Origin of the sequence: Mesorhizobium sp. M00.F.Ca.ET.216.01.1.1, from assembly GCF_004010325.2 — a bacterium.
GTDB lineage: Bacteria > Pseudomonadota > Alphaproteobacteria > Rhizobiales > Rhizobiaceae > Mesorhizobium.
This window is the reverse complement of the sequence record NZ_SADR02000021.1, coordinates 84,586-109,607: the sequence shown is the minus strand read 5'-3', so window position 1 is coordinate 109,607 and position 25,022 is coordinate 84,586. Positions and strand designations below refer to the sequence as shown.

Genomic DNA, 25,022 nt, shown 5'->3' with positions numbered 1-25,022 from the left:
GAGAGTGCGGACGGTTCCGATCCGTCGAAGAAGCGATCGTTAGCTCCGCCCTGGATCAGCGGGCTGCGGCGTCTACTTGCGACCGGTCCTCAGTCGCTTCAGTATAGCTCGTTCTGGTGAATGTGGGCTTTCCGGCAGAAAATCAACGTCACGAAGGGCAGCTCTGGGGGCAGAAGCTGCCATTCACCAATGTCAGTTTCTGACCCCGATGCCGCCTTTCAGTTGCGAGCGCCGCTTGCTGGAGCTGCGTTAGTCATTCGGAGACCAATGGTATTTTTAGTGGAACGCTAATATACATAGACGCTCGAACGAGCAGCGCCTGCCGAATACTTTAGGAATGCCATGCGAAGGCTCATCTTCACGGCAATGTATATCGCCGCCGCAACAACTGCTAACGCCCATGATTGGTACGAAGACAAGATTGACCCACAGACGAAATTCAAGTGCTGCGGTGGTTCTGATTGCCGCGCCATACCTCAGTCTTCGGTGCGGTCCAGGATTGACGGTGGTTACACTTACTTGCCGCATAGTTTCACCATCCCACGGGACCGTGTACAGGAATCCCCAGACGACCAATACCCCGCCACGAAGCCCGGATCGGGTATGGAAATGGCGGGCCTTGGCCCGCCATTTCCGCGTTGTGGCGTCGCCTATATCAGGACCGGCCGAGAGAAATCTCAACGCAGCCCCGGCCACCATTGTGGTCAGCGCCACGCCTGCCAATGTTGGAAGCCTGAATTAGCGTCGGCGATAGAGATAGCTCTCGGAAAGACCGAGGCGGCGGCACGACTGGACGGCTGGTGATGAGGGGAGCACGATGCTATCGCAGATTGCAGCCGTCGTCTTCACGAAGGCATGCTCCCACGGCGTCGGTGTCCAGCGATCGCCGAGTGCCAACCGCTTGCGGACCCAGCGGGGTAGGATCTCGACGGCCGCCTTGAGAAGTGGCCGCTGAAGCGGTCGAGCCACTCCCGGCAGGGCGGGAACCTCCTCCATGATCTCCAGGAACTCAGAGACGATCGGCGACGCGGCGAGTCTTGGCCTCATCACGTCGAATAGCGCGTAAAGCTCGGCCTGAGACGTGGGCGCGCCGACCGCACCATAGAGAGGCGCGATGGGGCGAGACTCAGCAAACATCGCGTCCCGTTCGAAAAAATGCAGTCGATGCACGTAGGTGTGATACGCCTCCACGAAACCAAACTCGGCCGTCGCTTGCACCCAATCCAGCAACTCCGGATCGGTGGCGTGGTATGGCTCGCCTTCGCTGGTTCGACCTGAAATGCGCCCATGCATCCTGACCACACCTTCAATCATGGCCTTGGCCTTGGTTCGGGGGCCGTAGACCGTGACCAAGGCAGCGAGGCCCGTACGCTGCAATCGTCGGAGCGCGTGGGAGCGGAAGCTGCTGTGCCGCCAAATGGCGTCGCGAACCCGCGGCTCTGCCAATTCGAGCAGCACCGCCGCAACCCCGCCGATGAACAGCGCAACAGGGTTCTTGAAAATACGCCAGGACACGGAGTTGGGCGATAACAGCGCCGGCTCGCCTTCCGGGGTAGAGAAGTCCATCTGAGATCCGAGCCGCTGGCGCATGAATGACTGCGCAAGAGCATCCACACGAAGCTCAAGCGGACGAGGCAGAGGAATGGTGCCCGAGTTGCGAAACATGGTGCGCCTTTGACCCCTGGGAACAACAGGCGTTAGACCTGTGCCTGACGGATGCAGTATGCGTGAACGTCTTCGGTCTTCCTATCGTTCCAAATGATCACCCTGGCGCGAAGCCGATGAACCCTGCTTGTTCTGCCCTGTTGCCGATGATGATCGGCTCGACCGACCCGCGCCGACTGGAACAAAAGCGTTCCTGCGTTGTTCTCCAACCGCCCTGACGTTCGAAGGCTGGTTCATACGCCGGCCAAGGGTAGTCCTCGCTGCAGGCATGCGAAGGCAAGGGATGGCAAGGCAAATGGATCCCGACGATCTCAACACGGAACGGATCGTCACTGTGTTCGGCGGAACAGGCTTTCTCGGGCGCAGGATCGTGAAGCGGCTCCTGGAAAGGGGTTTCACGGCCCGGGCCGCATCCCGCCATCCGGCTCGCGTGGGCCGGGTCTTTTCTTCGGCTAGGCCGGACTTTTCCTCGACGACAAGGATGCCCGTAGCAGTCGCGGCGGACATACTGGATGCGTCCTCGATCGGCCCTGCGATTGCCGGGTCACAGGCGGTCGTGAATGCCGTCAGCCTTTATGTCGAGCAGGGCACCCGGACGTTTGAACGCGTGCATGCGAAAGCCGCGGCTGATCTCGCCGCCGCGTCGCGCGATGGCGAGGTCGGCCAGTTCATCCAGATTTCGGGGATCGGCTCCGATCCTCGATCGGACTCGAACTATATCCGGGCACGTGGGCTCGGAGAGCTTGCCGTGGAGAGCGCATTTCCCGGCGCTGTCATTGTGCGTCCCGCCGTCATGACAGGCCCTGACGACGTTTTCCTGACGACCATCGTGAGGCTGATACGCCTCCTGCCGGTCTATCCGTTGTTCGGCGACGGTGGCACACGGCTTCAGCCGGTCTATGTGGAAGACGTCGCAGAAGCAGTGTGCCGGCTGATCGACGGGCGAAACCACAAGGGATCTGTATTCGAATTCGGTGGCCCGCGCATCTACACCTATACAGAACTGCTTCGGGAGATCGCCCGGCAGCTCAATACGCATGTCAGGCTGATGCCGGTGCCGTTTGCAGTGTGGAACGTCTTGGCTGGCGCCGCGGAACTCCTTCCAGCCGCGCCCATAACGCGCAACCAGGTCGATCTCATGCGGCACGACAATGTGGCAGCAATCGACGCGCCGGGCCTGAAGCAACTCGACATCGAGCCGCGGGATATCGACGAGGTGATCGGCTTGATCGAACAGCTTCGTGACGCAGGCTCGCGCTCGTCTCCCGCTTAGCTGGTCGAGCTTGAAGCCAATGAAAGAAGGAAAAGAACCATGGCCAGATGCGATCAATGCGGGAATGACTACGACAAGGCTTTCAAAGTGACGATCGCCGAGGAAACCTACACGTTCGACAGCTTCGAATGCGCGATCCAGAAACTTGCTCCGACGTGTCCGCATTGCGGATGCCGGATCATCGGACATGGGGTCGAACAAGATGACATCATCTATTGCTGTGCACATTGCGCCGCGGAGGAAGGTGCGAGCGCGCTGACCGATCGCGCACCTTGATGGTAACGCTTTTGGCCTCCAATCGAGTCGAGTTTACGACCGCCGTACGGTTCGATATCCGGTTCGGAGCAGCCGGATGAGGCGGAAACGATCGGGCGCGAAGGAACTTGTCCCGCCCTTGAACAGCGCCGCTTCGCTGGAAGGGCTGCTTTATCCGACGCATGGACCATCGACATGAAGAACCGCTTTGAAGCCATAGCCAACCCAAGCTGCCGGTTCGATATCTGGGACAATGAGAACGACGAGCCCGTCGTCCATCATGACCGGCTGCTCTCCTTCGCCAAAGCACAGGCAGCGGCAAGGATTGCCGGCTTTCTCAACGACATGGCGGCAGCCGCCTGGGCCGAGCCGGCGTCCGGAAAAATCCACCCAAAAAAAAGTCAGGTTGAAAACATCCCCGCAAAACGCTCCGACCGGCGAAAAACAAGTCGATTCAAGCGCCTGGATCGAGACCGGCGCGCCGCCCGCGGCCGAAAACCTTGGAAAACCGCCTTTTCTCAAGCTTTTGCGGCAGCGAATGCGCGGACGCACAGCATCGGCACGGCGGGCCCGGAGGGCCCGAAAACCGCCGATCTGGGTGACGGGGCGGGGGTTCGCAACAACAGCGTCGAAGGCAATCTGTCGCTCCGCCAACCTCATGGAGCAGCCTTCACCGGTTGGTTCCGGCGCAGGCGCAGTTCGTAGTTCAGCCGGTAGCGGCCGCCCTCGAAGCGCCAGATCAGCGGCGCCTTGACGCCGTCGATCACGGTGACACCCGATGGCAGATCGGGAAAATCGTTGAAGCGGCTCGGGTCGTTCGGGCTCGAATCGTCCTCCTCGATCACCTTCAGGCCGGCATGATTGACGAAGGTCAGGTTGGCGGTGCCGAAATGGTTCGGCCAGTCCTTGTGGTCAGCGGAATCGTCGCAGTCGTATTCGAGCTCACCGCCGGCGGGAAAACGCGTCGTCTGGGTGTCGATGGTGAGCTCGGTGTAGATGTCGTCGGAGCCGAGCTCGGGATTGGTCTCGTCCTCGCAGATCAGCGCCTTGAGTTCGAGATTGCGGACCGTGGTTTCCATGAAGGCCCAGACCGGAACGTCGGCGGTGCCGGCGGAGGTTTGGCGGATGACGAGATAACCGGTCGAGCCTGGACCCATCTGATCGGTGAATTTGCGGCTGGTGCCCTTGTCCTCGACCGGCGGCGGACCGCTGCCATTGGTGTTGACGAAGTCTTCCAGCGTCACCTTGAAATTGTCCGGATCGGGCAAGCCTTCGGCGGCGAGCTTGACGGTCTGGTAGGCGCCGCTGTCGGCAGCACCCACGACATCGAAGCCGAACCAGGCCTCGTCCTGCGTGCCGAACAGGCTTCCGGCCGCGGTCAGGGTCGCCATCTCAGGCGCCTCTCCCGGCTGCAGCAGGCAAGCTTCCTCCTTGGTCGCGCAGGTGTGGCGCTGGATCAGCAGTGCATAGTCGCCGGTGAAGAAGCGATCCTTGCCGCTCATCCTGATGTAGAATTCGCGCGGCAGAACGAAGGTCTGGACGAAGACCTTGCGCTCGTCCTCAGCGATCACCTTGGTGTCGCCATAGTAGCGCGAAATCGGCGTCGTCAGATTGTCCGGCAGATAGATGTCCATGTTCATGTCCGGCCGGTCCGGGCCGATCGAATAGGTGCCGGCATCGGGTCGCACGACATGGAACCATTGCATGGAGCCGGGATAGCGGATCTCGGTGACATTGGTGCCGCCGACATGGTCGATGAGTTCCTGCTCGCGCGGCTTGCCGTTCACCTTGGTCTTCTTCAGCGCGACCCTGTAGGCGATCTGCGGATGGCAAAAATCGTTGCCGAGGTTGAGGTCGGCCGCAACCATATTGTGGTCGCTCTCCAGATCCTGGAAATCGACAGGCACGGTCATGTGCTGCACACAGATCGGGCCTTCGATGCCGCCGGTTTCATAGCGGCTCGGTGAGGCCAGTATGTAGTCGTAGCGCTCGCCGTCGACATAGTTGGAAATGCCGGGATCGGCCGTCGAGCCGGTTGCAGCCCAGGCATCGTAGAAATTGTCGGTCCAGTAGGTGCCGGGATTGGCGAAGCGCCCCGCCCATTCGCCTCCAGGCTGGTGGAACAGCGGCACGTTGAGGTCGCCCATCATCAGCACCCGCTCCCGCCGGCGCTGCGATGGCGACAACGGCGACAAGGTCGTCTCGATCAGCTTTTCTGCCTGGGCGAACTGTCCTTCGCGCGCGGCGGTGTTGATCTCGGGCGGATCCTTGTCGAAATAGTCCGCCTGCATGTGCGAGAACACGACGGTGTAGTTGCTCTGCGAGGGCTCGTGACGCAGCCGCACGATGGCCGCGCCCTTGCCCGACAGGCAGTCGAAGCCGCCGCAGGGCTCGAACAAGGTGAAGCCAACCTCCGGCGTCTGGGCATCGAGGGACTCGCCTTGGTCGTCGCCCCATTTGAAACTCTGGTCCGGCAGGGGCAGGAACTTGAAATCGGCATTGGCAAAGAACATTAGGCCGCTGTCCTCGCCGTTGATCTTTTCGATCGGCAGCCCGTAGATGGCGACTGCCGCCGCCGGGCTCATGCCGTTGAGGACGGCTTGCAGCGTCGCGCCTCGCAGCTTGATCAGGTCGGCATCGATCTTCCTGATATAGTTCGGATATTTCTGCTTCAGCCGGTCGACGAGGATCTGCTTGGCGTCCTCGTCCCAGGCCTCGTTGATGGCGATGATGTCGAAACGGTTTGTGTCCTTGAGGATGGTGTCGGCGAGATGATTAGCCTGCGCTTCCGTCTCGCCATTGATCTGCAGCAGGCAATCGGCGAATTGCGGATTGCCGCATTTGAAGATCGGCGAGAGCAGATAGGCATTGAAGGTCGCAACCCTGACCGACTCCTGTTCTTGCGCTCGAAGCACCGTCGGCGCGACCAGGAAAAGGCAAAGCAAAAAGCCCAATGCAAGACGCTTGATCATCGCACCCTCCGCGCTTTGGCTTCACTCCCCTGCCCCGGTTCGCACGATCGCACCATGAAGCGGTTCACACTGCGGGATGGGCGGCGGCACAACCAACAGCGCGGGCGCCACCCCGGGGGAAAATACACCCAAAAAAAGTCAGGTTGAAAAACCCGACGCAAAGGCGCTCCGGCCAAGGAAAAACGTGGCGATTCAAGCGCTACGCCACCGCCGGTGCGCCATTCGCCGAACCGGCGAAAACCGCGGAAAACCGCCATTTCCCAGGCTTTTCGTGACGGCGAATGCGCGGACGCACAGCATCGGCACGGCGGCCTGGAGGGCCCGAAAACCGCCGTTCCGCCCCCGGCGCGACGGCGTTGACAGCGCGCGCCGCCAATGGATATTCGCAAACTCATGGGTCACGCCATGGCCGTGGCTGTTGGTGACGGGGCGGGGGGTTTCGCAACAACAGCGTCGACGGCGGCGCCGGACGAGCGGCCAGCACTCGCCTCCTGTGGCAGTGCGCCGCTCGCTCTTGGCTCGACTGACGGTTGCTGCTGACTGTGAAGTGCCCTTTCCTGTCCATGCTACATACAGGGCTGCGACCTGCAGACCGGAAGCCGGCCGTGGTTCGCGGACTTCCCTTACCTCTCCCCTTGTGAGAGAGGTCGGACTGCCCCGATTTGCCCTTCACAAATCGGTTGGCTATCCGGGTGAGGGGTAAGCAGGCGCCAAGGTGGAACACCCCTCATCCGACCGAGCTGCGCTCGGCCACCTTCTCCCACAAGGGGAGAAGGAAAGCAGCCCTGCCCTTGCGTTATGTCAGCCGATTGACCATCCTCGCCAAGTCAATTCGCGCCGCGGCCGGGGGGCTCACACATGCCGACGCTCTATGCGCTGAAACCGGCCTTTCAGGCGAGGTTGAGGCCGCTTGCCGACCGGCTGGCTGGGGCCGGCGTCACCGCCAACCAGGTCACGCTTCTTGCTGCCGCTCTCTCGGTCGCCACCGGCTTGCTCGTCGCGGCGTTTGCCGGCCATCGCGCGGTCTTCCTGCTGATGCCGGTGGTGCTGTTTTTGCGCATGGCGCTCAACGCCATCGACGGGATGCTGGCGCGGGAACATGGGCAGGCGTCGAAGCTCGGCATGTATCTCAACGAACTCTGCGACGTCGTCTCGGACCTGGCGCTGATCCTGGCTTTTGCCGCCGCCTTCCCGGCATCTGGCGTCGTCGCCTTCGCCATTACGGCTGTCATCGCCGAATACGCCGGTGTGCTCGGCGTCGCGGCGGGAACCGGGCGCAACTATGCCGGGCCGTTCGGCAAGAGCGACCGAGCGCTGGCGCTCGGCATCATCGCCGCGCTCATCGCCTGCGGCCTGTGGGTCGAGGCGATCACCCCGCTTGTGTTTCCGGCCATGGCTACACTCTCGCTGGCGACCGCCATCAACCGGATACGCAGCGGCCTTAAAGCGGGCGGTCAATGATCGGCCGCCAGGGGGAAGCCATGCTTCACGAGAACATCACCGCCGCAGCAAGCCTGGAGCGGGTGGCGCAGGAGCGCAGCTTCAAGAGCCATGACGGCACCGAGATCTTCTACCGCTACTGGCCGGCGCTGTCCGAAAGCCGCAAGGGCGCGGTTCTGCTGTTCCACCGCGGCCACGAACACGGCGGCCGCATGGCGCATCTGGCCGATGAGCTGGCAATGCCCGACTATGCCTTTTACGCCTGGGACGCGCGCGGCAACGGCCGCTCGGCCGGCGAACGCGGCTATGCGCCGTCCTTTGCCGCCCTGGTGCGCGACATCGACTGTTTCGTGCGCGAGATAGGCAAGGACGGTTTCATCAAGCGCGACATCGCGCTGATCGCGCAATCCTTCGGCGCCGTGCTCGCAGCCGCCTGGGTGCATGACTACGCGCCCGAGATCCGCGCTCTGGTGCTGGCCTCGCCGGCCTTCTCGGTCAAGCTCTACGTGCCCTTCGCCAAACAGGGCATCGCGCTGTGGCAGAAGATCAAGGGCCGCTTCTTCGTCAATTCCTACGTCAAGGCAAAGTTGCTGACGCACGATGCCAAGCGCATCGCTTCCTTCGAGGCCGACCCGCTGATCACGCGGCCGATCGCCTCCAACATCCTGGTCGAGCTCTACGACCACGCGGCGCGCATCGTCGCCGATGCCCGCGCCATCACCGTGCCGACGCAGCTGCTGATCTCGGGCGCCGACTGGGTGGTGCGGCACGGGCCGCAGCACGAGTTCTTCGTCAACCTCGCCAGCCCTGCCAAGGAGCGTCACGTGCTGCCCGGCTTCTTCCACGACACGCTGGGCGAGCGCGACCGCAGCCAAGCGCTCGACCTGATCAGGCCGTTCCTCGAAAGGCAGTTCGCCGCGCCGCAGACACCGATCGACCTGCGTGGGGCCGACCGTGCCGGCTACACCCGCGACGAGGCCGACCGGCTGGCCTCGCCGCTGCCGCTGCTGTCGCCGAGGGGCCTTTACTGGGCAATGAGCCGAGCCTCGATTCGCATGGGCGCCTGGCTGTCGCCGGGCATGAAGACCGGGATTGCCACCGGCTTCGATTCCGGCTCGACGCTCGATTATGTCTACGAGAACGAGCCGCGAGGCACTGGCCCGCTCGGCCGCATGATCGACCGCACCTTTCTCGACGCCATCGGCTGGCGCGGCATCCGCCAGCGCAAGCTCAATCTGGAAGAGCTGATCGGCAGCGCTGCAGCAATGCTGAAGGCCGCCGGCCGGCCGGTGCACGTCGTCGATATCGCCGCTGGCCATGGCCGCTACGTGCTCGACGCGGTAGCGAAATGCGCCGAGCTGCCGGCGAGCGTGCGGCTGCAGGATTATTCCGGGCTGAATGTTGGGCTCGGCTGCAAGATGATCGCCGAGCGGCATCTGCCAACCTGCGTCACATTCAACCAGGCGGACGCCTTCGATGCCCAAATGCTTGCCGGGCTGAAGCCGGCGCCGGACCTTGCCATCGTCTCCGGGCTTTACGAATTGTTTTCCGACAACACGCTGATCGCCCGCTCGCTCGGTGGGCTGGCCACGGCGATGCAGCCGGGCAGCATGCTCATCTACACCAACCAGCCCTGGCATCCGCAGCTGGAGATGATCGCACGCAGCCTGACCTCGCATCGCGGCGGCCAGGCCTGGGTGATGCGGCGGCGCACGCAAGGCGAGATGGACCAGCTGGTGGCTGCTGCCGGCTTCGAGAAACTCGACCAGCGCATCGACCAGTGGGGCATCTTCACCGTCTCGGTCGCGCGGCGCGTCTGAGCATGCCTGCCGCTGACCCTGCCCCTGCCCCGACGCGCGAGCCTTATAGCCGCGTCGTGCTGCGCGCGGCGCTGTGGCTGGTACTGCTGGCGCCGCTATTCTATTCGACCTACGGCTTCGCCAACTGGCTGGCGTCGCGGCACGACGATGTCGGCAGCATCGTCTCTGGCTGGGAGCGCGCCATCCCGTTCATGGCCTGGACGATCGTGCCCTACTGGTCGATCAACCTGTTCTACGGCCTGTCGCTGCTGTTGAACGACACCAGGAGCGGCGTCGACCGCCTTGCCGGCCGCTATCTCACGGCACAATTCGTTGCCGTCGCCTGCTTCATCCTGTTCCCGCTGAAGGCGACGTTCGTGCGGCCCGAAACATCGGGCTTGCCGGGTTTTCTGTTTGCGGTGCTTGGCGGCTTCGACAAGCCGTTCAACCAGGCGCCGTCGCTGCATATCGCGCTGCTGGTGATCATCTGGGATCATTGGCGAAACCGTCTCGGCGGCATCGCCAGACCCATCTGGCATGGCTGGTGCCTGCTGATCGGCGCCTCGGTGCTGACGACATGGCAGCATCATTTCATCGATATCCCGACCGGCGCGCTGCTTGGCTTCTTCGCCCTGTGGCTGTTCCCGCGCGACGGCAAGCTGCCGTTCGCCGGCTTCCGGCCGACCTCTGACCCGAGGGCGCGGCGGCTGACGCTGTTCTACGCGCTGGGCGCGGCGCTTGCGCTGGCCGGCGCCATTGCCGGTGCGCTTGTCTCCGCCGTCTCGCTCATCCTGTTGTGGCCGGCGCTGGCGCTGGCCATCGTCGCCTTCGGCTATGCCGGGGCTGGTCCGCGCGTATTCCAGAAAGCGTCCGACGGCGGCGTTTCGCTGGCCAGCCGCGTGTTGCTTTGGCCCTACCGGCTCGGCGCCAGGGTCAATTTGTTGATGTGGACGCGCAAGCTGCCGCCGCGAGTCCTGGTCACTGACGGCGTTTTCCTCGGCCGCTTCCCGACCGCCGGCGAGGCCGACGGTTTTGGCACGGTGATCGATCTTGCCGCCGAACTGGAAAGGCCGCGCCGCGCCTCCGGCCGCTGGACGAGCCTTGCCGTCCTCGACCTTTTGCCGCCTTCACAGGACAGGCTCGCCGAGGCGGTGGTGGCGATCGAGACGGCGCGCAAGCATGGCACGGTGCTGGTCTGCTGCGCGCTCGGCTTCCAGCGCAGCGCTAGCGTCGTCGCCGAATGGCTGGTCGCCAGCGGCCGCTCGCATACCGTGGCGCAAGCGCGAAAAAAGCTCGCGGCGACAGGCCGGCCGGTGCATCTTGGCGCCATCGGGGTGGACAAGCCGGCATGAGTGGTGACGCCTATCAGGACAAAGCCGCGGCATTCGCCGCCGAGCTGGTGGTGCAGGCGGCGTGGCCGGTGCTGCTGATCGTGGCTGCAATGATGGCCGCGCCTTTCGTCGGCATGGTGGCCCTGCCTCTGGCGAGCCCGCTCACGGCGGCGGCCTGGCTGGTTGCCGCGGCAAGTGCTGTCGCTACCCTCGCCTTCTCAGTCCTGCTGTTGTTCGACGCGCTGCTATTTCGACTGATGGCAAGCCACGCCAGCGAGACCGCCGGCGGCGCTGCGGTCGACGACGTGCTGGCGCGCATGCGGCTGAAAACCACCGCTGCGGTGCCTCGATCGCTCGACCAGCGAATGGCAGGCACGCGCCGCCTGGTCATCAAGCAGCGCATCGCATTCGGACTGTTCGCGGCTACATCCTTCGCCGCGGCATTCCTCTGAGCCCGCCAATGAACACGCTTCGGACCAGCACCTTCACCCTGCTGCAGACGGCGACCTCGGTCGGCCTGTCGGCGCTGGCCTGGGCGGTGACCGGGGTGCGGCCGATCTGGAACGGCAGCGAGCCTTCGGAGCGGCAGCGCATCTACTTCGCCAACCATGCCAGCCACGGCGACTTCATCCTTTTGTCGGCCTGCCTCAGCGAAAAGGTGCGCGCCCGCACCCATGCCGTGGCGGCCGCCGAATATTGGGGCAAATCGCGGCTGCGCCGCTTCATCGCGCAGGACATGCTGTCCTCCGTGCTGATCCACCGGCAGTGGACGGACGCGGCGCAGAACCCGATCGCGATCATGCTGTCGGTGCTCGATAAGGGCCATTCGCTGATCCTGTTTCCCGAAGGCACCCGCAACACCTCGGACGAGGCGCTGCTGCCGTTTCGCTCCGGCCTCTACAATCTGTCCATGGCGCGGCCTGAGGTCGAACTCATCCCGTGCTGGATCGAGAACATGTCGCGCGTGCTGCCCAAGGGCCAGTTCCTGCCGGTGCCGCTGCTCTGCCGCGTCGTCTTCGGCCCGCCGGTGGCGATCGCGCCCGGCGAGGAACGCCGCGCCTTTCTTGAGCGTGCCCGCGAGACACTGCTGGCGCTCAACCCCCGCCCGCAACGAGATGATTAGACCATGATCCCGAAAAGTGGCGCCCGGTTTTCGGAAAAGATCATGGTCAAACAAAGAGCAAGATGCTGCAAATGATGCACGAAACCGTCATTCTGGTCGTCGGCCTGGTTGGCGTGCTGACCACGGCAAGCCTGGTCGCCGGCATGCTGTCGTGGCGGGCGCCGAAACCGCTCGGGCCGACGCTGGTCAACCTAAACCAGCGCATCAACGCCTGGTGGGTGATGGTGCTGGCGATCACCGTCGCCTTCTTCTTCGGCCGCTACGGCATGACCATCCTGTTCGCGCTGATCTCGTTTGCGGCGCTGCGCGAATTCGTGACGCTGACGCACAGCCGGCGCAGCGACCACTGGGTGCTGCTCGGCATGTTCGGCATCATCATCCCGTTCCAGTACTGGCTGGTGTGGACCGCCTGGTACGGCCTGTTCACCATCTTCATCCCCGTCTACTGCTTCCTTTTGATGCCGGCGATAACGGCGCTCAACGGCGACACCGAGCGCTTCCTCGAGCGCGTCTCGGCGCAGCAATGGGCCGTGATGATCTCGGTCTACTGCGTCAGCCACGTGCCGGCGCTGCTGACGCTGAATGTGCCCGGCTTCGAGGGCCGCAACCTGTTACTGATCGCCTTCCTGATCATCACCGTGCAAGGCAGCGACGTGCTGCAGTACATCTTCGGCAAGCTGTTCGGCAGGCACCGTCTGTCGCCGACCGTGTCGCCGTCGAAAACCTGGGAAGGGCTTATCGGCGGGCTGGTGGCATCGAGCCTGCTCGGCGCGCTGCTGTCGTTCCTGACACCGTTTTCGGCGATGCAGGCGGCGGCCGTCGCCTTCATCGCCTGCCTGATGGGATTTCTGGGCGGGCTGGTCGCTTCGGCCATCAAGCGCGACCAGGGGGTAAAGGACTGGGGTCACCTGATCGAGGGCCATGGCGGCATGATGGACCGCGCCGACAGCCTGGTCTTCGCTGCCCCGGTGTTCTTTCATACGGTAAGGTATTTCTGGACGGTGTGAGCAAAACGTCGGAGATTTGCGAAAGCGGCGGTGAGAGCCGATCTCCCCCCTTGCGGGGGAGATTGGCAGCTTCGGCGCCGGCGTTTTCGGGCCGCGCATCAAAGTCCCCTCAGCCCCACCCCGAATGGCGTAGCCAATGGCGGTCGAATACGTCGAGGATGGCGCGGAACTCGGCCGGCGGGATCTGGTTGGCGCCGCCGTCGCTGTCGCCGACGAGGAACTGCGCCAACTGCCGGTCAACCGTTTCCGGCTGTTCGAGGGTCAGGCCAAGCGATGCCAGGTCCGCGGCGATCGACTGGCCGGGCGGCAGATATCCGCCCCATGCATCGGGCACCGCGTCGCGCAGGCGCACGATCAGGATCCTGGTCAGGGATGGCTGCGGCTCCGGGCCGATGATGGCGCCGCCGCACATATAGCCGCCCAGAATGCTGCCCGGCTGCGACTGCGGGAACAGGCAGAGGAAGAAATGCGCGTCGCCGCCGGTTTCCTTTAGAAGCGCATAGAGGCCGCGTTTTGCCGGCGTCACCGGCCCGGCGACCAGCAGTTGCCCGGTCGGCAACACCTCGCGATAGGCTGCAGTCAGGCCATGCGCACCCGCCCCCGCATCTATCGACAGGGTGCCCCTGATCAGCTGGCCGCGATAATAGGGCGACAAAGCGCGCGAATAGCAGGCGTAGGTTCCGGCCAGCGCGACGCCGAGGCTTCGCTCCTCATGCCCATGCGACGCATCGGACTGCGCGGCGGCGCGGCGTTCCAGCTCGGCCCTGTCGACACCGTGTCGCGCACAGATCGCCGCCGTGAAGGCCGGCAGGTCGCTCTCGGCGATCCAGGCGCCGGGCTGATCGAGACCAAGAAGCTTCGACCAATCGTCGTAGACGCTGAGTTCGCGTGGCTGGGCGCGGCCCTGCAGCCATTTGTCGGCGCGGCCGAGATCGAAGGCCGTTTTCGGATTGACGTTCCGGAACGCCGCCGCCAGGTCCTTGCGGCTGACGGTTCCCAGCAGGGCCGAAGTCAAGCGTAACTTCTGCGCGATATACTGTGCCATCCGACCGCCCCTTTATGCCCACTACAAGCATAACACGTGCCAGCACTTGCCGCCGTATTTTTCCACAGGCTAATGTTCCAGGAATTCCGGAGAATTCCACGCCGTTCCACCCGCCTGCCCTTTTCGGCTGACCGGGCCGCGCTAAAGTCGGGCAGGGCGAGGGGCACACCATCCATCAAACTCACGCGATCTGGAGCTTAGGCAGGCATCCCTTCCTCCGTCAAAGTCATGGCACGGCTGATTTGAGCGACGGCTAACCGAGCTCTGCGGCCCAAGCGAAACCGTAAATGCCGCTCAACAAGGAAGGAATAATCCGATGTCCTGGACTGCTTCTCCCGCAACCCCCTTCATCGCGCTTGCAGCCGGATGCGCCGCACTGGTGGTAATGCTGAACTACGCGCCGGCCGGCGAATTTCCGTCGCGTTATGTCAAGCCGGCTCCGGCATCACCGGCCATCGAGCCGACGCGCATCGAAGTCGACGGCAGCGCGCACGTGATCCGCTTCTACATCGACGGCAAGCAGGTCGCCCTGCTCGACTCGCTCGGCTTCCAGCATTGAATTTTTGAGCCCGGCCGATGCGGCGGCCAGCGTAACTCTGGCATCGGCCAGGAAGGAGCCCGTCATGAAACTCGCGCTATCCGCACTTCTCGTCGTGCTTGCAATATCTCAAACCGCAGAGGCGAAAACGAAGATCCCTGTCACCAATGCGAAAGCGGCGACAGCCGAGAAAAGCCGGCCGCAGCTCGACAACACGCCCACCGGCGGGATCACGGCTCCTGCCGGCACAAAGGCGGTGCCGGCCGGCGAGGATGGCTACAGTTCGTATCCGCCGGCATTGGATATACATTTCTAGAGCCTCATCCGTCCCTAACGGATGGGGCTCTATCCTTTTATTTGGCCAGGGTTTTTTCGAAGCGAAGGTCAGCGCAGCCCTCGGTTCGGGATTGTCCGACGCGACAATCGCAGTGCCGGTGATCGACGGGCTTGGCGGTGACGGCATCGCAGGCGCCATCTCCCCACTTGCAGGGGAGATGGGCCTTTTCGTCTTTCAGCGCATCCGCCAAATGCCACATTGCTGCGGTGAACGATGCCTGAGTGAAGCACTTATTTCCGGACGAAACCTTGCGGCAAGGATGCGAGCGGCCTTCTCATGGCCCCAGGGCCTTGAGCGCCGCCGGAACCTGATAGCGGCTGCCGTCATAGCGCAGCCGGTAGGTCCGGTTCACAGACTTGCCGGGATGGGACTGGCACTCGCCCTTGTTGTCGAGTGAGGGCTCGTCGGTGTCCCTCCGCTCGACCACGGTGATGTCGTGATAGCCGTGATGGCTTACCGGGCTCATCGCCAGGCTGACCTCGCTGGAATGAAAGAATCCGGCGCAATTGGTATCACTTTCGCCGCCATTGCCGGCCACCGCAAGGCCGTCGAGCACAACGCGCAGGACATTGCCGGCGAGGGCATAGAGCCGCAGATCGGTTTCGCCAAAGGGATTGGGCTGCGAATGGTTTGCCATTTCGATGCGCAGGCCGAAGGCGGTGACATTGGGGGCCAGCCCATAGCGGCCGGTATCGAATTCGACCTTGCGGATGGCGATGGCATCATCGGTCATCAGCCCGGGCTGGAGCAGGCGCTGGCGCACCTGCAGGCTCTTCCTGTCGACTACCAGAAGCTCGATATCGCCGACATGCTGGTGGTCGCTGTTGGCGCTGTCGATCAGCGGCACTGCGACCAGCAGCAGGTCGTCGTGGGCGGGCCAGATCTTGCAGACCAGGCCGAATGAATTATCGCCCTCCGGGAGCGTCAGGGCGACGCTGGTATGGGGTTCGAGCGTGAACGAGGCGCCGTCGGCGCTCTTTCGGGCCTTGGGATAGGCCTGCTGCACCAGGGCGGCAGCATCGCCGCAATCGCCAGCCGCGGCCCGCGCGGGCGACAGGCTGGCGGCGGCGAGGCCGAGGAAGAGGGTATGCAACAGTATTCGCATGGGTTCTCACGCGCGGGCAGGACTGTCTACGCGAGATTGGTGGCGGCGCACAGGGGTGTAGGGAAGTCACGGCGAAGGACAGGCCGAAAATTGCTGAATCGAGAAAAGCTCGTTTGGGATTCGACCTTGCCGCCATCGGAGGTTTGGTCCGAGGCGCGGTGACAGCCTGCTAGCAATATTTTGTTTCATTTCTGCCATTTGAAGCAATATTTTCTAATTTTCCCGGCGCTTTCGGAACCTTTGCGCAGAAGGTCCGTTTTTTTCTCCATGGATCGCTTCGACGATCCTTAAGCAACCAGGAGAAAATAGTCATGAGCATCAAGATGCTTTGCATGGGCGCGATGGCGCTTTCGATGGTGACCGGCACGGCGCTTGCCGGTGCCACGACCGGAACCTCGGCGCTCGACGATCCGCAAAAAATGTCACCCTTCTTTACCGATACCGGCATGAAAACCATGAAGTCGGAAGCCGAGTTCAAGACCGCATGGGCAGCCATGCCCACGGACGACAGGACCATGATAATGAAGGAATGCAGCGACGCAGGCATTGCCCAGACGCATGCCGACTTCTGCAAGATGGCCAAGCAGCTCGGCGGCAACCAGTGACGCCGGCTTCCAGGCAACCGGACTGGTGGCGCCAGCGCGCTTGACCTTGCCGTAACCTGCGGGATAGTGGGGCGACCGGCGCCAATACGGGCCGGCAAAGCCCGGACCCCAGGAAAGACCCGACATGGCAGACGCGATCGTGAGAGACAGCAACGGCACGGAGCTGAATGAGGGCGATTCCGTCACCCTGATCAAGGACCTGAAGGTCAAGGGCACGTCGGAGACGATCAAGCGCGGCACGCTGGTGAAGAACATCCGCCTCACCGGCAATCCCGGCGAGATCGAGTGCAACACCAAGCAGGTCAAGGGCCTGGTGCTGAAAACCGAGTTCCTGAAAAAGGCGTGACGCCTGGCACCCCTGCCTCTCCCCTTGTGGGAGAGGTCGGATTGCCCCGATTTGTCCTTCACAAATCGCGGCAATCCGGGTGAAGGGATAAGCTAGCGCCAAGCTGGAACACCCCTCATCCGTCTCGGCGCTGCGCGCCGATCCACCTTCTCCAGCAAGCGGAGAAGGAAGAATCGCCAGCGCCGCCCTGCCGCGCCGCTCCTTGAAGACCGTTAAAAGTGCGATATATCAATAGACAAGCGTGCGTTGCACGCGAAACGCAGTGCTTTGGTCAAGCTTCATTCAGTGGAGGTTGTCATGGCAAATATGAAGGCCCAGGACTGGATCAATCTGGCCCTTGCGGTCTGCCTGTTCATCTCACCTTGGGTTATCGGCTTCGCTGCTGAAACCAACCCCGCGTGGAACGCCTGGATTGCCGGCGTTGTGCTCGCGGCCTTGGCTGTGGCAGCGCTGTCGGCATTCGCCGAGTGGGAGGAATGGGTGAACCTTGTTGTCGGGCTCTGGCTGATCGTCTCGCCCTGGCTGCTCGGGTTCGCGGTTAACGCCAACGCGATGGCGACCCATGTGGTCCTCGGCGTGCTGGTGGTTGCCGCATCGGCCTGGGCAGTATGGGACTACCGGCATCACCCGCCCGCTCATGCGTGACCGGTAGCGACAAGTGGAGGAGCCCGCGAGCTGCGGGCTCCTCTAATGGCTGGAGTTCTTATACAGGCCCGCAGGTTCGGGCCGCTTTAGTATTGCGCGCAAAAATCGTGCTGCCGTAGTGGTTTGCGCCTCTTCCTTCTCCCCTTGTGGGAGAAGGTGGATCGGTGCGTAGCGCCGAGACGGATGAGGGGTGTTCCAGCTTGGCGCCAACTTACCCCTCACCCGGATTGCCAACCGATTTGTGAAGCAATCCGACCTCTCCCACAAGGGGAGAGGTAAGAAGCCCCGCCCCGCCAATCTCCACTTATGTTGCACTGCGTTAGATTTGTTGCATTGCGGTGTCGGCACGCAGCGTCGAACCTTTGCAACGGGCAGGGCTATCAACGACCAATACGAGGGGTCGATTGTGGCGGCATCATTTCGGCCGGATATCGAAGGCATGCGCGCGGTGGCGGTGTCGGGCGTCATCGCCTACCATTTCGGCCTCACCGCCCTGCCCGGCGGCTTCACCGGCGTCGACATCTTCTTCGTGATCTCCGGCTACCTGATCACCAGGCACCTGCTGACGGAAATCACCGAGACCGGCGGGCTGAACCTGTGGCGCTTCTACGCCCGGCGCGCAAGGCGGCTGCTGCCGGCGGCGCTGTTCGTCATCCTCGCCACGCTGGTGGCCGGCTACTTCATCCTGTCGCCGGAGGAACAGGCGCTCTATTCGAAGGGCGCCATGTTCGCCTCCGCCTATGCGATCAATTTGTGGCTGATCCGCTGGTCGTTCGACTATTTCGCCGCGGACGCCACCAACAACCCGTTCATCCACTTCTGGTCGCTCTCGGTCGAGGAACAGTTCTACCTGGCATGGCCGACGTTGCTGCTTTTGGCGGCATGGCTGCGTCCGGGCCGGCGCACGGCAATCCTGGCGATCGGGCTCGCCGGCATCGTCTCGTTCGCCTTCTGCGCCTGGCTGACCGCCGTATCGCAGCCCTGGGCGTTTTATTTCTCGCCGCTCAGGGCCTGGGAATTCGCCGCCGGCGGCCTCGCCACCATGGCGCCGGCAGGCTTCTGGCGCGACCGGCCGCTGCTTGCCACCGTGCAGGCCCTGATCGGGCTGGCGCTGATCGCAGCTGCCTATCTGATGATCAGCGAGGAATCCGCCTTCCCCGGCGTGATCGCGCTGGTGCCGGTGGCCGGCACGGTGCTGGTGCTGCTCAGCGGCAGCGGCGCCGGCCAGAGCACGGCGCGCAACCTGCCGAACGCCTTGCTGTCGCTGCCGCCGATGCAGTGGCTGGGCAAGCTCTCCTACTCGCTCTATCTCTGGCACTGGCCGGTGATCGTCTTCGCGCCGATGATCATCCCCAACCTGACCGTCGCCCAGCGCCTGGCCTGCGCGGCGGTGACGCTGGCGCTGTCGGCCTTCACCTATCGCTGCATCGAAAACCCGATCCGCCGCAATGGCTGGCTGATGGCGGGAGCGGCACGCGCACTGGTGCCCGCCGCGGCACTGACCGGCGCCGGCGTGGTCGCGGCCTATGGCAATGCGCGGTTCGCCGAGCACAATTTCAGCCCCGAACAACGCATTATTGCCGAGAGTGCGGCGCAGAAATCCACCGTGCGCGCCGCCAATCGAGGCTGCGTGCTCGATTTCGCGACCGTGAAGCCGAAGTCCTGCGTGTTCGGCGCCAAAAATGCCGAGCGCTCGGTGGTGCTGTTCGGCGACTCGCATGCCGACCACTGGTCGACGCCGCTGATCGAGGCGGCCAGGAAAAACAACTACCGCGTCGCCACCTATCTCAAATCCTCCTGCCGGGCCTCGCGGGTGACGACCTGGAACTGGCGGATGAAGCGCGACTACACCGAGTGCGACCAATGGCGCGAGCAATCGATCAAGGACATCATCGCCTCGCATCCACAACTGGTGGTGATCTCGGAATACTCGATCGGCAATGTGATCAGGGAATCGCCCGAGGAATGGAAGCACGTCAATTGGGACGAGGAGTGGAGGACCGGCCTGCGCTGGACGCTGGGGGCATTCAGCCAGGCGGGCATCAAGGTCGCGGTTATCCGGGACGTGCCCTACAATGGCAGCTATATCGACAAATGCGTGGCCCGCGCCCTGTGGCGCGGTCAGGCACCGGACGTGTGCGACACGCCGCGGGTGATGGCGGCAAACGACGACATCGCCGCGACCGAGCGCGACATCGTGCGCACCATTCCGAACGCCACCTACATCGACATGACCGACCGCTTCTGCGACCAGACCACCTGCCATGCGTTCATCGACGGCAAGCTCGCCTTCCGCGACCGCCACCACCTGGCAACGCCCTTTGCCGAAACGCTGGAGCAGCCGATGGAACACGCGCTGTTTTCGAAGGTGGTGGCGCAGAGGTAGGGGAATACCTGTCCATGACCCGAAGCCGCCCCACATCCAGATGATCAGAAAGCAGCCGCCAACCGATCACTGATCGGGGCCCTCGGGCGGACTGACCGCCGCCGAGCTTTCTAGCCGGCGCAGCCGATCGCGCTCGTGATCGGTCCCCATTTCATCTACGAGGAGATCGAAATCCAAACCGAGATCAGCGGCAAGCAGCCGCGCCTCGTTGAAATAGTTGGCGATCAACTCCTCAGGCATCGTCGTCAGCCGTGACGGATCATCAAGCACGTCCCTGATCTGGTGCTTGAGTTGCTCGCGCGCGAATTCGACTACGCGCTCGGTCGTCTCTATCGCCATGGTCATTTCTCCGTCCCAGCCCTTCGTCGCTCGACAGCGTAGGGTATTATATCGCCCTCATTTATCAGCGCTTTATCATGGCGCTTAAAGCGGCAACGGGCTGTAAGGTTCCGCCGGGACGGGCTGAGGTGCTTTCAGCGAGGTCGCGCATCCACCTGCTGCACCTTTCGACGCTTGCCAGCCACTTAAGGGAAGCTTCCAGCGGCCGGCTCGGCGAGAGAGCGTGATGCCACCAATGGTGCCTGGTTTGTCGAGCGTCCTGCTTTGACCTGCGTCAACGCCAAAGCGTCTGGCGGCCGGATAATGCCCATTCTGCATTTAGTTCCCCATGATCATGGAGACGACCGATGGACGAAGAGCTCAGAAAGAAGATCCTGACGCTATTAGACCAACACCGGATCATGACGATTGCCACGCTAAGGCCAGATGGCTGGCCGCAGGCGACGACCGTCGGCTATGTGAACGAAGGCCTCGTCCTTTACTTCCTCTGCGGCCTGGACAGCCAAAAGGCGGCCAATCTGTCGCGCGATGATCGGGTGTCACTGGCTATCGATCACGACACTCCGAATCTGATGGCGATTGCCGGCCTGTCCATGGCGGCGCACGCGAAAGCGGTGTCTGATCCGGCCGAAGCGGCCAGGGTCTTGCAAATGCTTCCGCAGAAGTACCCTGAACAGGTCTCCCCCCTGCCGGTTCCCATGCCGACTCCGGAGGATGTCCGTATCTTCCGCGTTACTCCGACGGTCATCTCCGTACTCGACTACTCCAAGGGCTTCGGCCACACAGACCACGTCACTTGCTAAGCGCTTATTGCCCAGAGGGCCGTTCGGCCCTCCGCAAGGCGGATCGGGCCGTGAGGCTGCGGAGGGCGACATGGCAGCGGTTCGTTGACGAGGAAAGTGAAACAGACGGAAACGCGTAGGCGCAATCGCTAAGCAACGAACACATCCGTTAGGTGGTGGGCAAGGTAACCCTGCTGTGGCGGGGTGAAGGCTGCGGTGCGCCAAACTGCGGGAGCTTCGGAAAAGCCGAAACTCTGCATCATCAACTGATCGAATCCGAGACGCTGCAAATCTGTTTTGTCGACGCGTGGGGAGACGAGGACCTCGCCACCGTCTTCAAAACTGATGAACCCACGGTCGAACAGATGGTCGGCGTCGGGCGTGAGGAGCAGGCCATTCATGCCGTCCAGGCGCTCCTGCGCAGAGACGCACAGGCGCCAAGGTTTGATGTGGCTAGCGATCAGGAGCGAAGGGGTGGTTACGCCAGTCAGACGGCAGGACCGCTCTACCGCTTCAACATTCGTGCGGAATTTCCCCTGGCCACGACGAGCTAGAATGACGTCCTTCTCCGTGTCCTCCAGTTGAATACCCTCTCGGATGCGGCGCTCGACCGCGTCCTCCAGCACTTCGTTGACGACCTCAAAAGTAAGGCTGTTGGCGCCGCCACGCACCAGAGCGTCGCCGTTGAAAGCCGCGCCTGCGACAATTGTGTGAAACACATCCGGCGAGACGCCGGCGAGATAGGCCTTCTGATTGCCTGATCCGGAGATTCGATGGATCGGCGAGTACCGGACTGGCAGAAGCGGACTCAACTCGCCGATAATGGCCTTAGGGCGAACCGACGGCGCAAGTGGCGTCCAATACACCGGGAGCAGCCAACCTTTCCTGATTCCAATACGCTCCAGTGTTTTTGAACTCTGCTGGCTTCGGAGCTGTGAATGCAAACTCCGTTACCCGACCAACATAGCGCACTGCTTGGTCGAAATAGGACAGTATGAGGTCCCCGGGCGTTGCCCGACGCATGTTGTTATAGAACTCGCTGCGTGCACCGTTGCTCTCGGTCTGGGGGACCAGAGATACTGCCCGTCGACCTCTTGGCGGGCGGTCTGATTGTGATTAACCACCAGAACTGCGACATCGCCTTGAAAATTTTGAATTAATTGTCGTAGGCCGAACAAGTTCTATTCGAGAGCTTCACCATCATTAAGGCTCGGTGCAAATTTGGACCGGCGCTCCCAGCACTGCGCTGGTCGGCAGATCGGACAGGATCGATGGCTCGTAGTTGCCCCCGTCGGCATGTCAAGCGCAGTGTCTTGCTCGCCTCGCTCTATCAGTGCAGGCCAAACTCACGTAGCAGTTCCTCGCGATAGCGCACAAACCGGCTGCCGCTGCGGTCGCGTGGGCGGGGCAGTTCGACGTCAATCAACCGCGCCGCGCCGCCCTTCTCCCGGGGCAGGATCAGCACCCTGTCGGCAAGATAGATCGCCTCTTCCAGGTCATGGGTAACCATCACCATGGTGACGTTCTCCTCGCTCCAGATGCGTGCCAGTTCCTCTTGCATGCCGATCTTGGTCATGGCGTCGAGCGCGCCCAGGGGCTCGTCGAGGAGCAGGATCTCAGGCTGTACGGTCAGGGCCCGGGCGATGCCGACGCGCTGCGCCATGCCGCCCGAAAGCTGTCTGGGATAGGCATCGCTGAATTCGGCGAGGCCGACGAGCGCGATATAGAAGCGGGCCCTTTCCTCGGCATCCGTCTTGGGCACACCCCGCACCTCAAGGCCAAAAGTGACGTTGCCTAGCACCGACAGCCAGGGCAGCAAGCGCGGTTCCTGAAAGATCACCGCACGCTCGGAGCCGACGCCGTGGACCGGCTTGCCGTCGATCGCGACACCGCCGCTGTCGGCGGCCTCCAGCCCGGCGAGAATGCGCAGCAGCGTGGTCTTGCCCGATCCGCTGGCGCCGACGATGACCAGGCATTCGCCCGAGCGGACATCGAGGTTGAGCGCCCTCAGCACGGCAAGCGGACGCCCGCCAAGCGTGAAGGATTTGGAGAGGTCGCGTATGCTGACCTCGCCGCGGCTCGCCGTGCTCATCGCGCTCGTCTCCGCTCTCAATTGGTTTTCGTTTCGCCGGGTCGATAAAGGATGTCGGCTGCTTTCAGCTTGCCCTTGGGCAGGCGGCCGTCGCGCTCCAGCACGCTCACCCAGAAGTCGATGTCGCGGTCGTCTGCCTTCGCCCCTTCGCGCAGGCCGAAGCCGGTCCAATAGCGCGCCAGCTCACCATTTTCGCCGCGCTTGTTCAGGATGTTGGCGAGCACCTTGCGCGCTTCGTCAGGGTTTTGGCGCGACCAGTCGGCGGCGTGCGCGGCCTGCTCGACGAAGTTGCGGGCGGCGTCCGGATGCGCCGCGATGAAGTCGCGCCGCAGTACGACGAAGCCGCCGGCCAGTTCGCCCAGCACATCGGTGTCGTTGAACACGCCGCGCACGCCGCCGTGGTCGACCAGGGCACCGGCGAAGGTCGCCTGCCAATAGCCGAGTGCCGCGATGTCGACCTGGCGCGACCGCAAGGTCTGCTCGAGCTGCGGTCCAGGCACTACGACGAGGTTGGCGGCATCCGGCGGCAGGCCGACGCTGTGCAGCGCCTCGCGCACCGTGTAGTCGAGATGGGCACCGAGCGTGTTGACCGCAATGGTCTTGCCGGCGATGTCGGCGATCGATTTGATCGGACTGTCGTCCAGCACGTAGAAGACGCTGCGCACTTCTTTGTTGATGCCGTTGCTTGGATAGGCGGCGACGAAGTCGTTGCCGCCGGAGATCGAATTGATCACGGCGGCGGTTGCGGCCGAGCCGAGATCGACGCTGCCGGAGGCGAGCGCGAACAGCGATTCCGGTCCACCGCCCGCGTAACCGACATTCTCCAGCTTGACGCCGAGGTCTTCGAAGTAGCCGAGCGCGTCCGCGAGCTCATGCGGGGAGATGCCGCCACGGCTGGCGAGGTAGCGCAAGGTGACTGGCGCGGCTTGCGCGAGGGCGAAGCGGGGCAGGCCGGCGGCGAGAAAGCCGGCGGCAAGGGGAGCGCCGGCAAGCAGGGAACGGCGAGTGATTTTCATGGTCCGGTCTTTCCTGTTTGAGATGCTGGGTTTGAGATGATGGTGAAAGGCGTCACTGCTCAGTCGATGGGGTTGCTCCAGCGGCAGAGCCGCCGCTGCAGGCTGACCAGCGCCTGGTTGGCGATCAGGCCGAGGCCGGCGAGGATGACGATCGCCGCAAACATCAGCGGGATCTGGAAGTTGTATTGCGCGTTCATCACCTGGAAACCGATGCCCTTGTTGGCGCCGATCATTTCCGAAGCGATCAGCAACAGCAGCGCCGTGGTCGCACTCAGCCTCAGCCCGACGAAGATCGACGGAACGGCGCCCGGGAGCACGACACGACGGAATACGGTGAGCCGCGCAGCACCATAGACGCGGGCCATCTCGATCAGCTTCGGATCGACTTCCTTGACGCCGCTGATGGTGTTGAGCAGCAGCGGAAACAGCGTCGCCCAGAAGATGACGAAGACCTTGGAGGCCTCACCCAGCCCGAGCAGCAGGATGAACACCGGGTAGAGCGCCAGCGCCGAAGTCTGCCGGAAAACCTGCAGGATCGGATCAAGCGCGGTTTCGACGGCGCGCACCTGGCCCATAAAGAGACCGAGCGGGATGGCGACCGCCACGGCTGCCGCGAAGGCGATGCCGGCGCGCTGCAGGCTGATGGCGATGTCGCCGAGCAGGCTGCCGCCAGCCAGGCCCTTCCACAGTGCGGCAACGATGGTGTCGATCGGCGGCAGCACTGCGGCATTGACCCATCCCGCGCTGCTCGACACCTGCCAGAGCGCGAGGAAGGCCACCAGGACGCCGTAGCGAGACAGAAAGCGGAAGGTTGCTCGACTGCCCGGGCGCAAGAAATCCGCGCCAAGGCTGGTTCCGCTGCCACGCGTGCCGATGATGACCGGACGCTCAATGCGTTGCAAACTCATCGTCGCACCCTTC

The 25,022-nt window shown here is 63.2% G+C and carries 25 protein-coding genes; 16 read left to right on the top strand and 9 right to left on the bottom strand.

All coding sequences use genetic code 11. From position 1 onward, the window contains the following. Positions 1–738: 738 nt before the first annotated feature. Positions 739–1,665, bottom strand: a complete 927-nt coding sequence (locus tag EN859_RS24970; RefSeq protein ID WP_127855477.1) for an oxygenase MpaB family protein — start codon at positions 1,663–1,665, stop codon at positions 739–741. Positions 1,666–1,960: 295 nt separating this feature from the next. Here EN859_RS24970 and EN859_RS24965 point away from each other — a divergent pair, with 295 nt between their 5' ends. The 3 genes from EN859_RS24965 (at position 1,961) to EN859_RS24955 (ending at position 3,898) form a co-directional block, all read left to right on the top strand. Then, positions 1,961–2,938 carry a complex I NDUFA9 subunit family protein gene (locus EN859_RS24965; protein ID WP_245525692.1) on the top strand — a complete coding sequence of 326 codons (978 nt, stop codon included), beginning with the start codon at positions 1,961–1,963 and terminating at the stop codon, positions 2,936–2,938. Positions 2,939–2,977: 39 nt separating this feature from the next. After that, the gene (locus tag EN859_RS24960) at positions 2,978–3,214 is read left to right on the top strand and encodes a hypothetical protein (RefSeq protein ID WP_127855475.1); all 237 of its coding nucleotides are present in this window, start codon (positions 2,978–2,980) and stop codon (positions 3,212–3,214) included. Positions 3,215–3,388: 174 nt separating this feature from the next. Beyond that, positions 3,389–3,898, top strand: a complete 510-nt coding sequence (locus EN859_RS24955; protein ID WP_127855474.1) for a hypothetical protein — start codon at positions 3,389–3,391, stop codon at positions 3,896–3,898. Here EN859_RS24955 and EN859_RS24950 read toward each other — a convergent pair. Beyond that, positions 3,850–6,165: an endonuclease/exonuclease/phosphatase family protein gene (locus tag EN859_RS24950; protein WP_127855473.1), complete on the bottom strand. Its 2,316-nt coding sequence runs from the start codon at positions 6,163–6,165 to the stop codon at positions 3,850–3,852. The two genes, EN859_RS24955 and EN859_RS24950, sit on opposite strands and share 49 nt — an antisense overlap. Before the next feature lie 858 nt (positions 6,166–7,023). Between EN859_RS24950 and EN859_RS24945 the strand changes: the two genes are divergently transcribed. From EN859_RS24945 to EN859_RS24920, 6 genes are all read left to right on the top strand, one after another. Next, entirely contained in the window at positions 7,024–7,626 is a 603-nt protein-coding gene (locus EN859_RS24945; protein ID WP_127855472.1) for a CDP-alcohol phosphatidyltransferase family protein, read from the top strand. 20 nt (positions 7,627–7,646) lie between these two features. Further along, positions 7,647–9,425: a bifunctional alpha/beta hydrolase/class I SAM-dependent methyltransferase gene (locus EN859_RS24940; protein WP_189502219.1), complete on the top strand. Its 1,779-nt coding sequence runs from the start codon at positions 7,647–7,649 to the stop codon at positions 9,423–9,425. A 2-nt stretch (positions 9,426–9,427) separates the two neighbouring features. Beyond that, positions 9,428–10,756, top strand: coding sequence for a phosphatase PAP2/dual specificity phosphatase family protein (locus EN859_RS24935; protein ID WP_127855470.1), 1,329 nt, complete (start codon positions 9,428–9,430; stop codon positions 10,754–10,756). Continuing rightward, entirely contained in the window at positions 10,753–11,187 is a 435-nt protein-coding gene (locus tag EN859_RS24930) for a hypothetical protein (protein ID WP_127855469.1), read from the top strand. Before EN859_RS24935 ends, EN859_RS24930 begins: the two co-directional genes overlap by 4 nt. 8 nt (positions 11,188–11,195) lie before the next feature. Next, entirely contained in the window at positions 11,196–11,858 is a 663-nt protein-coding gene (locus EN859_RS24925) for a lysophospholipid acyltransferase family protein (protein ID WP_127855468.1), read from the top strand. Between the two features lie 71 nt (positions 11,859–11,929). After that, positions 11,930–12,865: a phosphatidate cytidylyltransferase gene (locus EN859_RS24920; protein ID WP_127855467.1), complete on the top strand. Its 936-nt coding sequence runs from the start codon at positions 11,930–11,932 to the stop codon at positions 12,863–12,865. 109 nt (positions 12,866–12,974) lie between these two features. Here EN859_RS24920 and EN859_RS24915 read toward each other — a convergent pair whose 3' ends face one another. Continuing rightward, the gene (locus EN859_RS24915; protein ID WP_127855466.1) at positions 12,975–13,910 is read right to left on the bottom strand and encodes a hypothetical protein; all 936 of its coding nucleotides are present in this window, start codon (positions 13,908–13,910) and stop codon (positions 12,975–12,977) included. A gap of 316 nt (positions 13,911–14,226) precedes the next feature. Between EN859_RS24915 and EN859_RS24910 the strand changes: the two genes are divergently transcribed. Continuing rightward, a complete protein-coding gene (locus tag EN859_RS24910; protein WP_127855465.1) occupies positions 14,227–14,469 on the top strand; it encodes a hypothetical protein in 243 nt (80 codons plus the stop codon). 64 nt (positions 14,470–14,533) lie between these two features. Beyond that, positions 14,534–14,764: a hypothetical protein gene (locus EN859_RS24905; protein ID WP_127855464.1), complete on the top strand. Its 231-nt coding sequence runs from the start codon at positions 14,534–14,536 to the stop codon at positions 14,762–14,764. 295 nt (positions 14,765–15,059) lie between these two features. Here the strand turns inward: EN859_RS24905 and EN859_RS24900 are convergent, their stop codons facing one another. Beyond that, positions 15,060–15,890 carry a hypothetical protein gene (locus EN859_RS24900; RefSeq protein ID WP_189502217.1) on the bottom strand — a complete coding sequence of 277 codons (831 nt, stop codon included), beginning with the start codon at positions 15,888–15,890 and terminating at the stop codon, positions 15,060–15,062. Between the two features lie 311 nt (positions 15,891–16,201). Between EN859_RS24900 and EN859_RS24895 the strand changes: the two genes are divergently transcribed. The 4 genes from EN859_RS24895 (at position 16,202) to EN859_RS24880 (ending at position 19,872) form a co-directional block, all read left to right on the top strand. Beyond that, the gene (locus EN859_RS24895; RefSeq protein WP_127855463.1) at positions 16,202–16,495 is read left to right on the top strand and encodes a hypothetical protein; all 294 of its coding nucleotides are present in this window, start codon (positions 16,202–16,204) and stop codon (positions 16,493–16,495) included. Positions 16,496–16,619: 124 nt separating this feature from the next. Then, on the top strand, positions 16,620–16,841 hold the full coding sequence (locus EN859_RS24890) for an alkylphosphonate utilization protein (RefSeq protein ID WP_127855462.1): 222 nt from the start codon (positions 16,620–16,622) through the stop codon (positions 16,839–16,841). 297 nt (positions 16,842–17,138) lie between these two features. Further along, the gene (locus tag EN859_RS24885) at positions 17,139–17,486 is read left to right on the top strand and encodes an SPW repeat protein (protein WP_127855461.1); all 348 of its coding nucleotides are present in this window, start codon (positions 17,139–17,141) and stop codon (positions 17,484–17,486) included. Positions 17,487–17,892: 406 nt separating this feature from the next. Next, on the top strand, positions 17,893–19,872 hold the full coding sequence (locus tag EN859_RS24880; RefSeq protein ID WP_127855460.1) for an acyltransferase family protein: 1,980 nt from the start codon (positions 17,893–17,895) through the stop codon (positions 19,870–19,872). A 66-nt stretch (positions 19,873–19,938) separates the two neighbouring features. Here EN859_RS24880 and EN859_RS24875 read toward each other — a convergent pair whose 3' ends face one another. Next, complete coding sequence (locus EN859_RS24875) at positions 19,939–20,211, bottom strand: hypothetical protein (RefSeq protein ID WP_127855459.1); 273 nt, start codon at positions 20,209–20,211, stop codon at positions 19,939–19,941. A 347-nt stretch (positions 20,212–20,558) separates the two neighbouring features. Between EN859_RS24875 and EN859_RS24870 the strand changes: the two genes are divergently transcribed. Further along, a complete protein-coding gene (locus tag EN859_RS24870; protein ID WP_127855458.1) occupies positions 20,559–21,014 on the top strand; it encodes a pyridoxamine 5'-phosphate oxidase family protein in 456 nt (151 codons plus the stop codon). Between the two features lie 128 nt (positions 21,015–21,142). Here EN859_RS24870 and EN859_RS24865 read toward each other — a convergent pair whose 3' ends face one another. From EN859_RS24865 to EN859_RS24850, 4 genes are all read right to left on the bottom strand, one after another. Next, complete coding sequence (locus EN859_RS24865; protein WP_189502215.1) at positions 21,143–21,937, bottom strand: HNH endonuclease; 795 nt, start codon at positions 21,935–21,937, stop codon at positions 21,143–21,145. A 386-nt stretch (positions 21,938–22,323) separates the two neighbouring features. Next, a complete protein-coding gene (locus tag EN859_RS24860) occupies positions 22,324–23,085 on the bottom strand; it encodes an ABC transporter ATP-binding protein (protein ID WP_127855457.1) in 762 nt (253 codons plus the stop codon). A 17-nt stretch (positions 23,086–23,102) separates the two neighbouring features. Further along, on the bottom strand, positions 23,103–24,101 hold the full coding sequence (locus tag EN859_RS24855) for an ABC transporter substrate-binding protein (RefSeq protein WP_127855456.1): 999 nt from the start codon (positions 24,099–24,101) through the stop codon (positions 23,103–23,105). Between the two features lie 59 nt (positions 24,102–24,160). Further along, positions 24,161–25,009 (bottom strand): ABC transporter permease, encoded by an 849-nt coding sequence (locus tag EN859_RS24850; protein ID WP_127855455.1) that lies wholly within the window; start codon positions 25,007–25,009, stop codon positions 24,161–24,163. Positions 25,010–25,022: the final 13 nt, after the last annotated feature.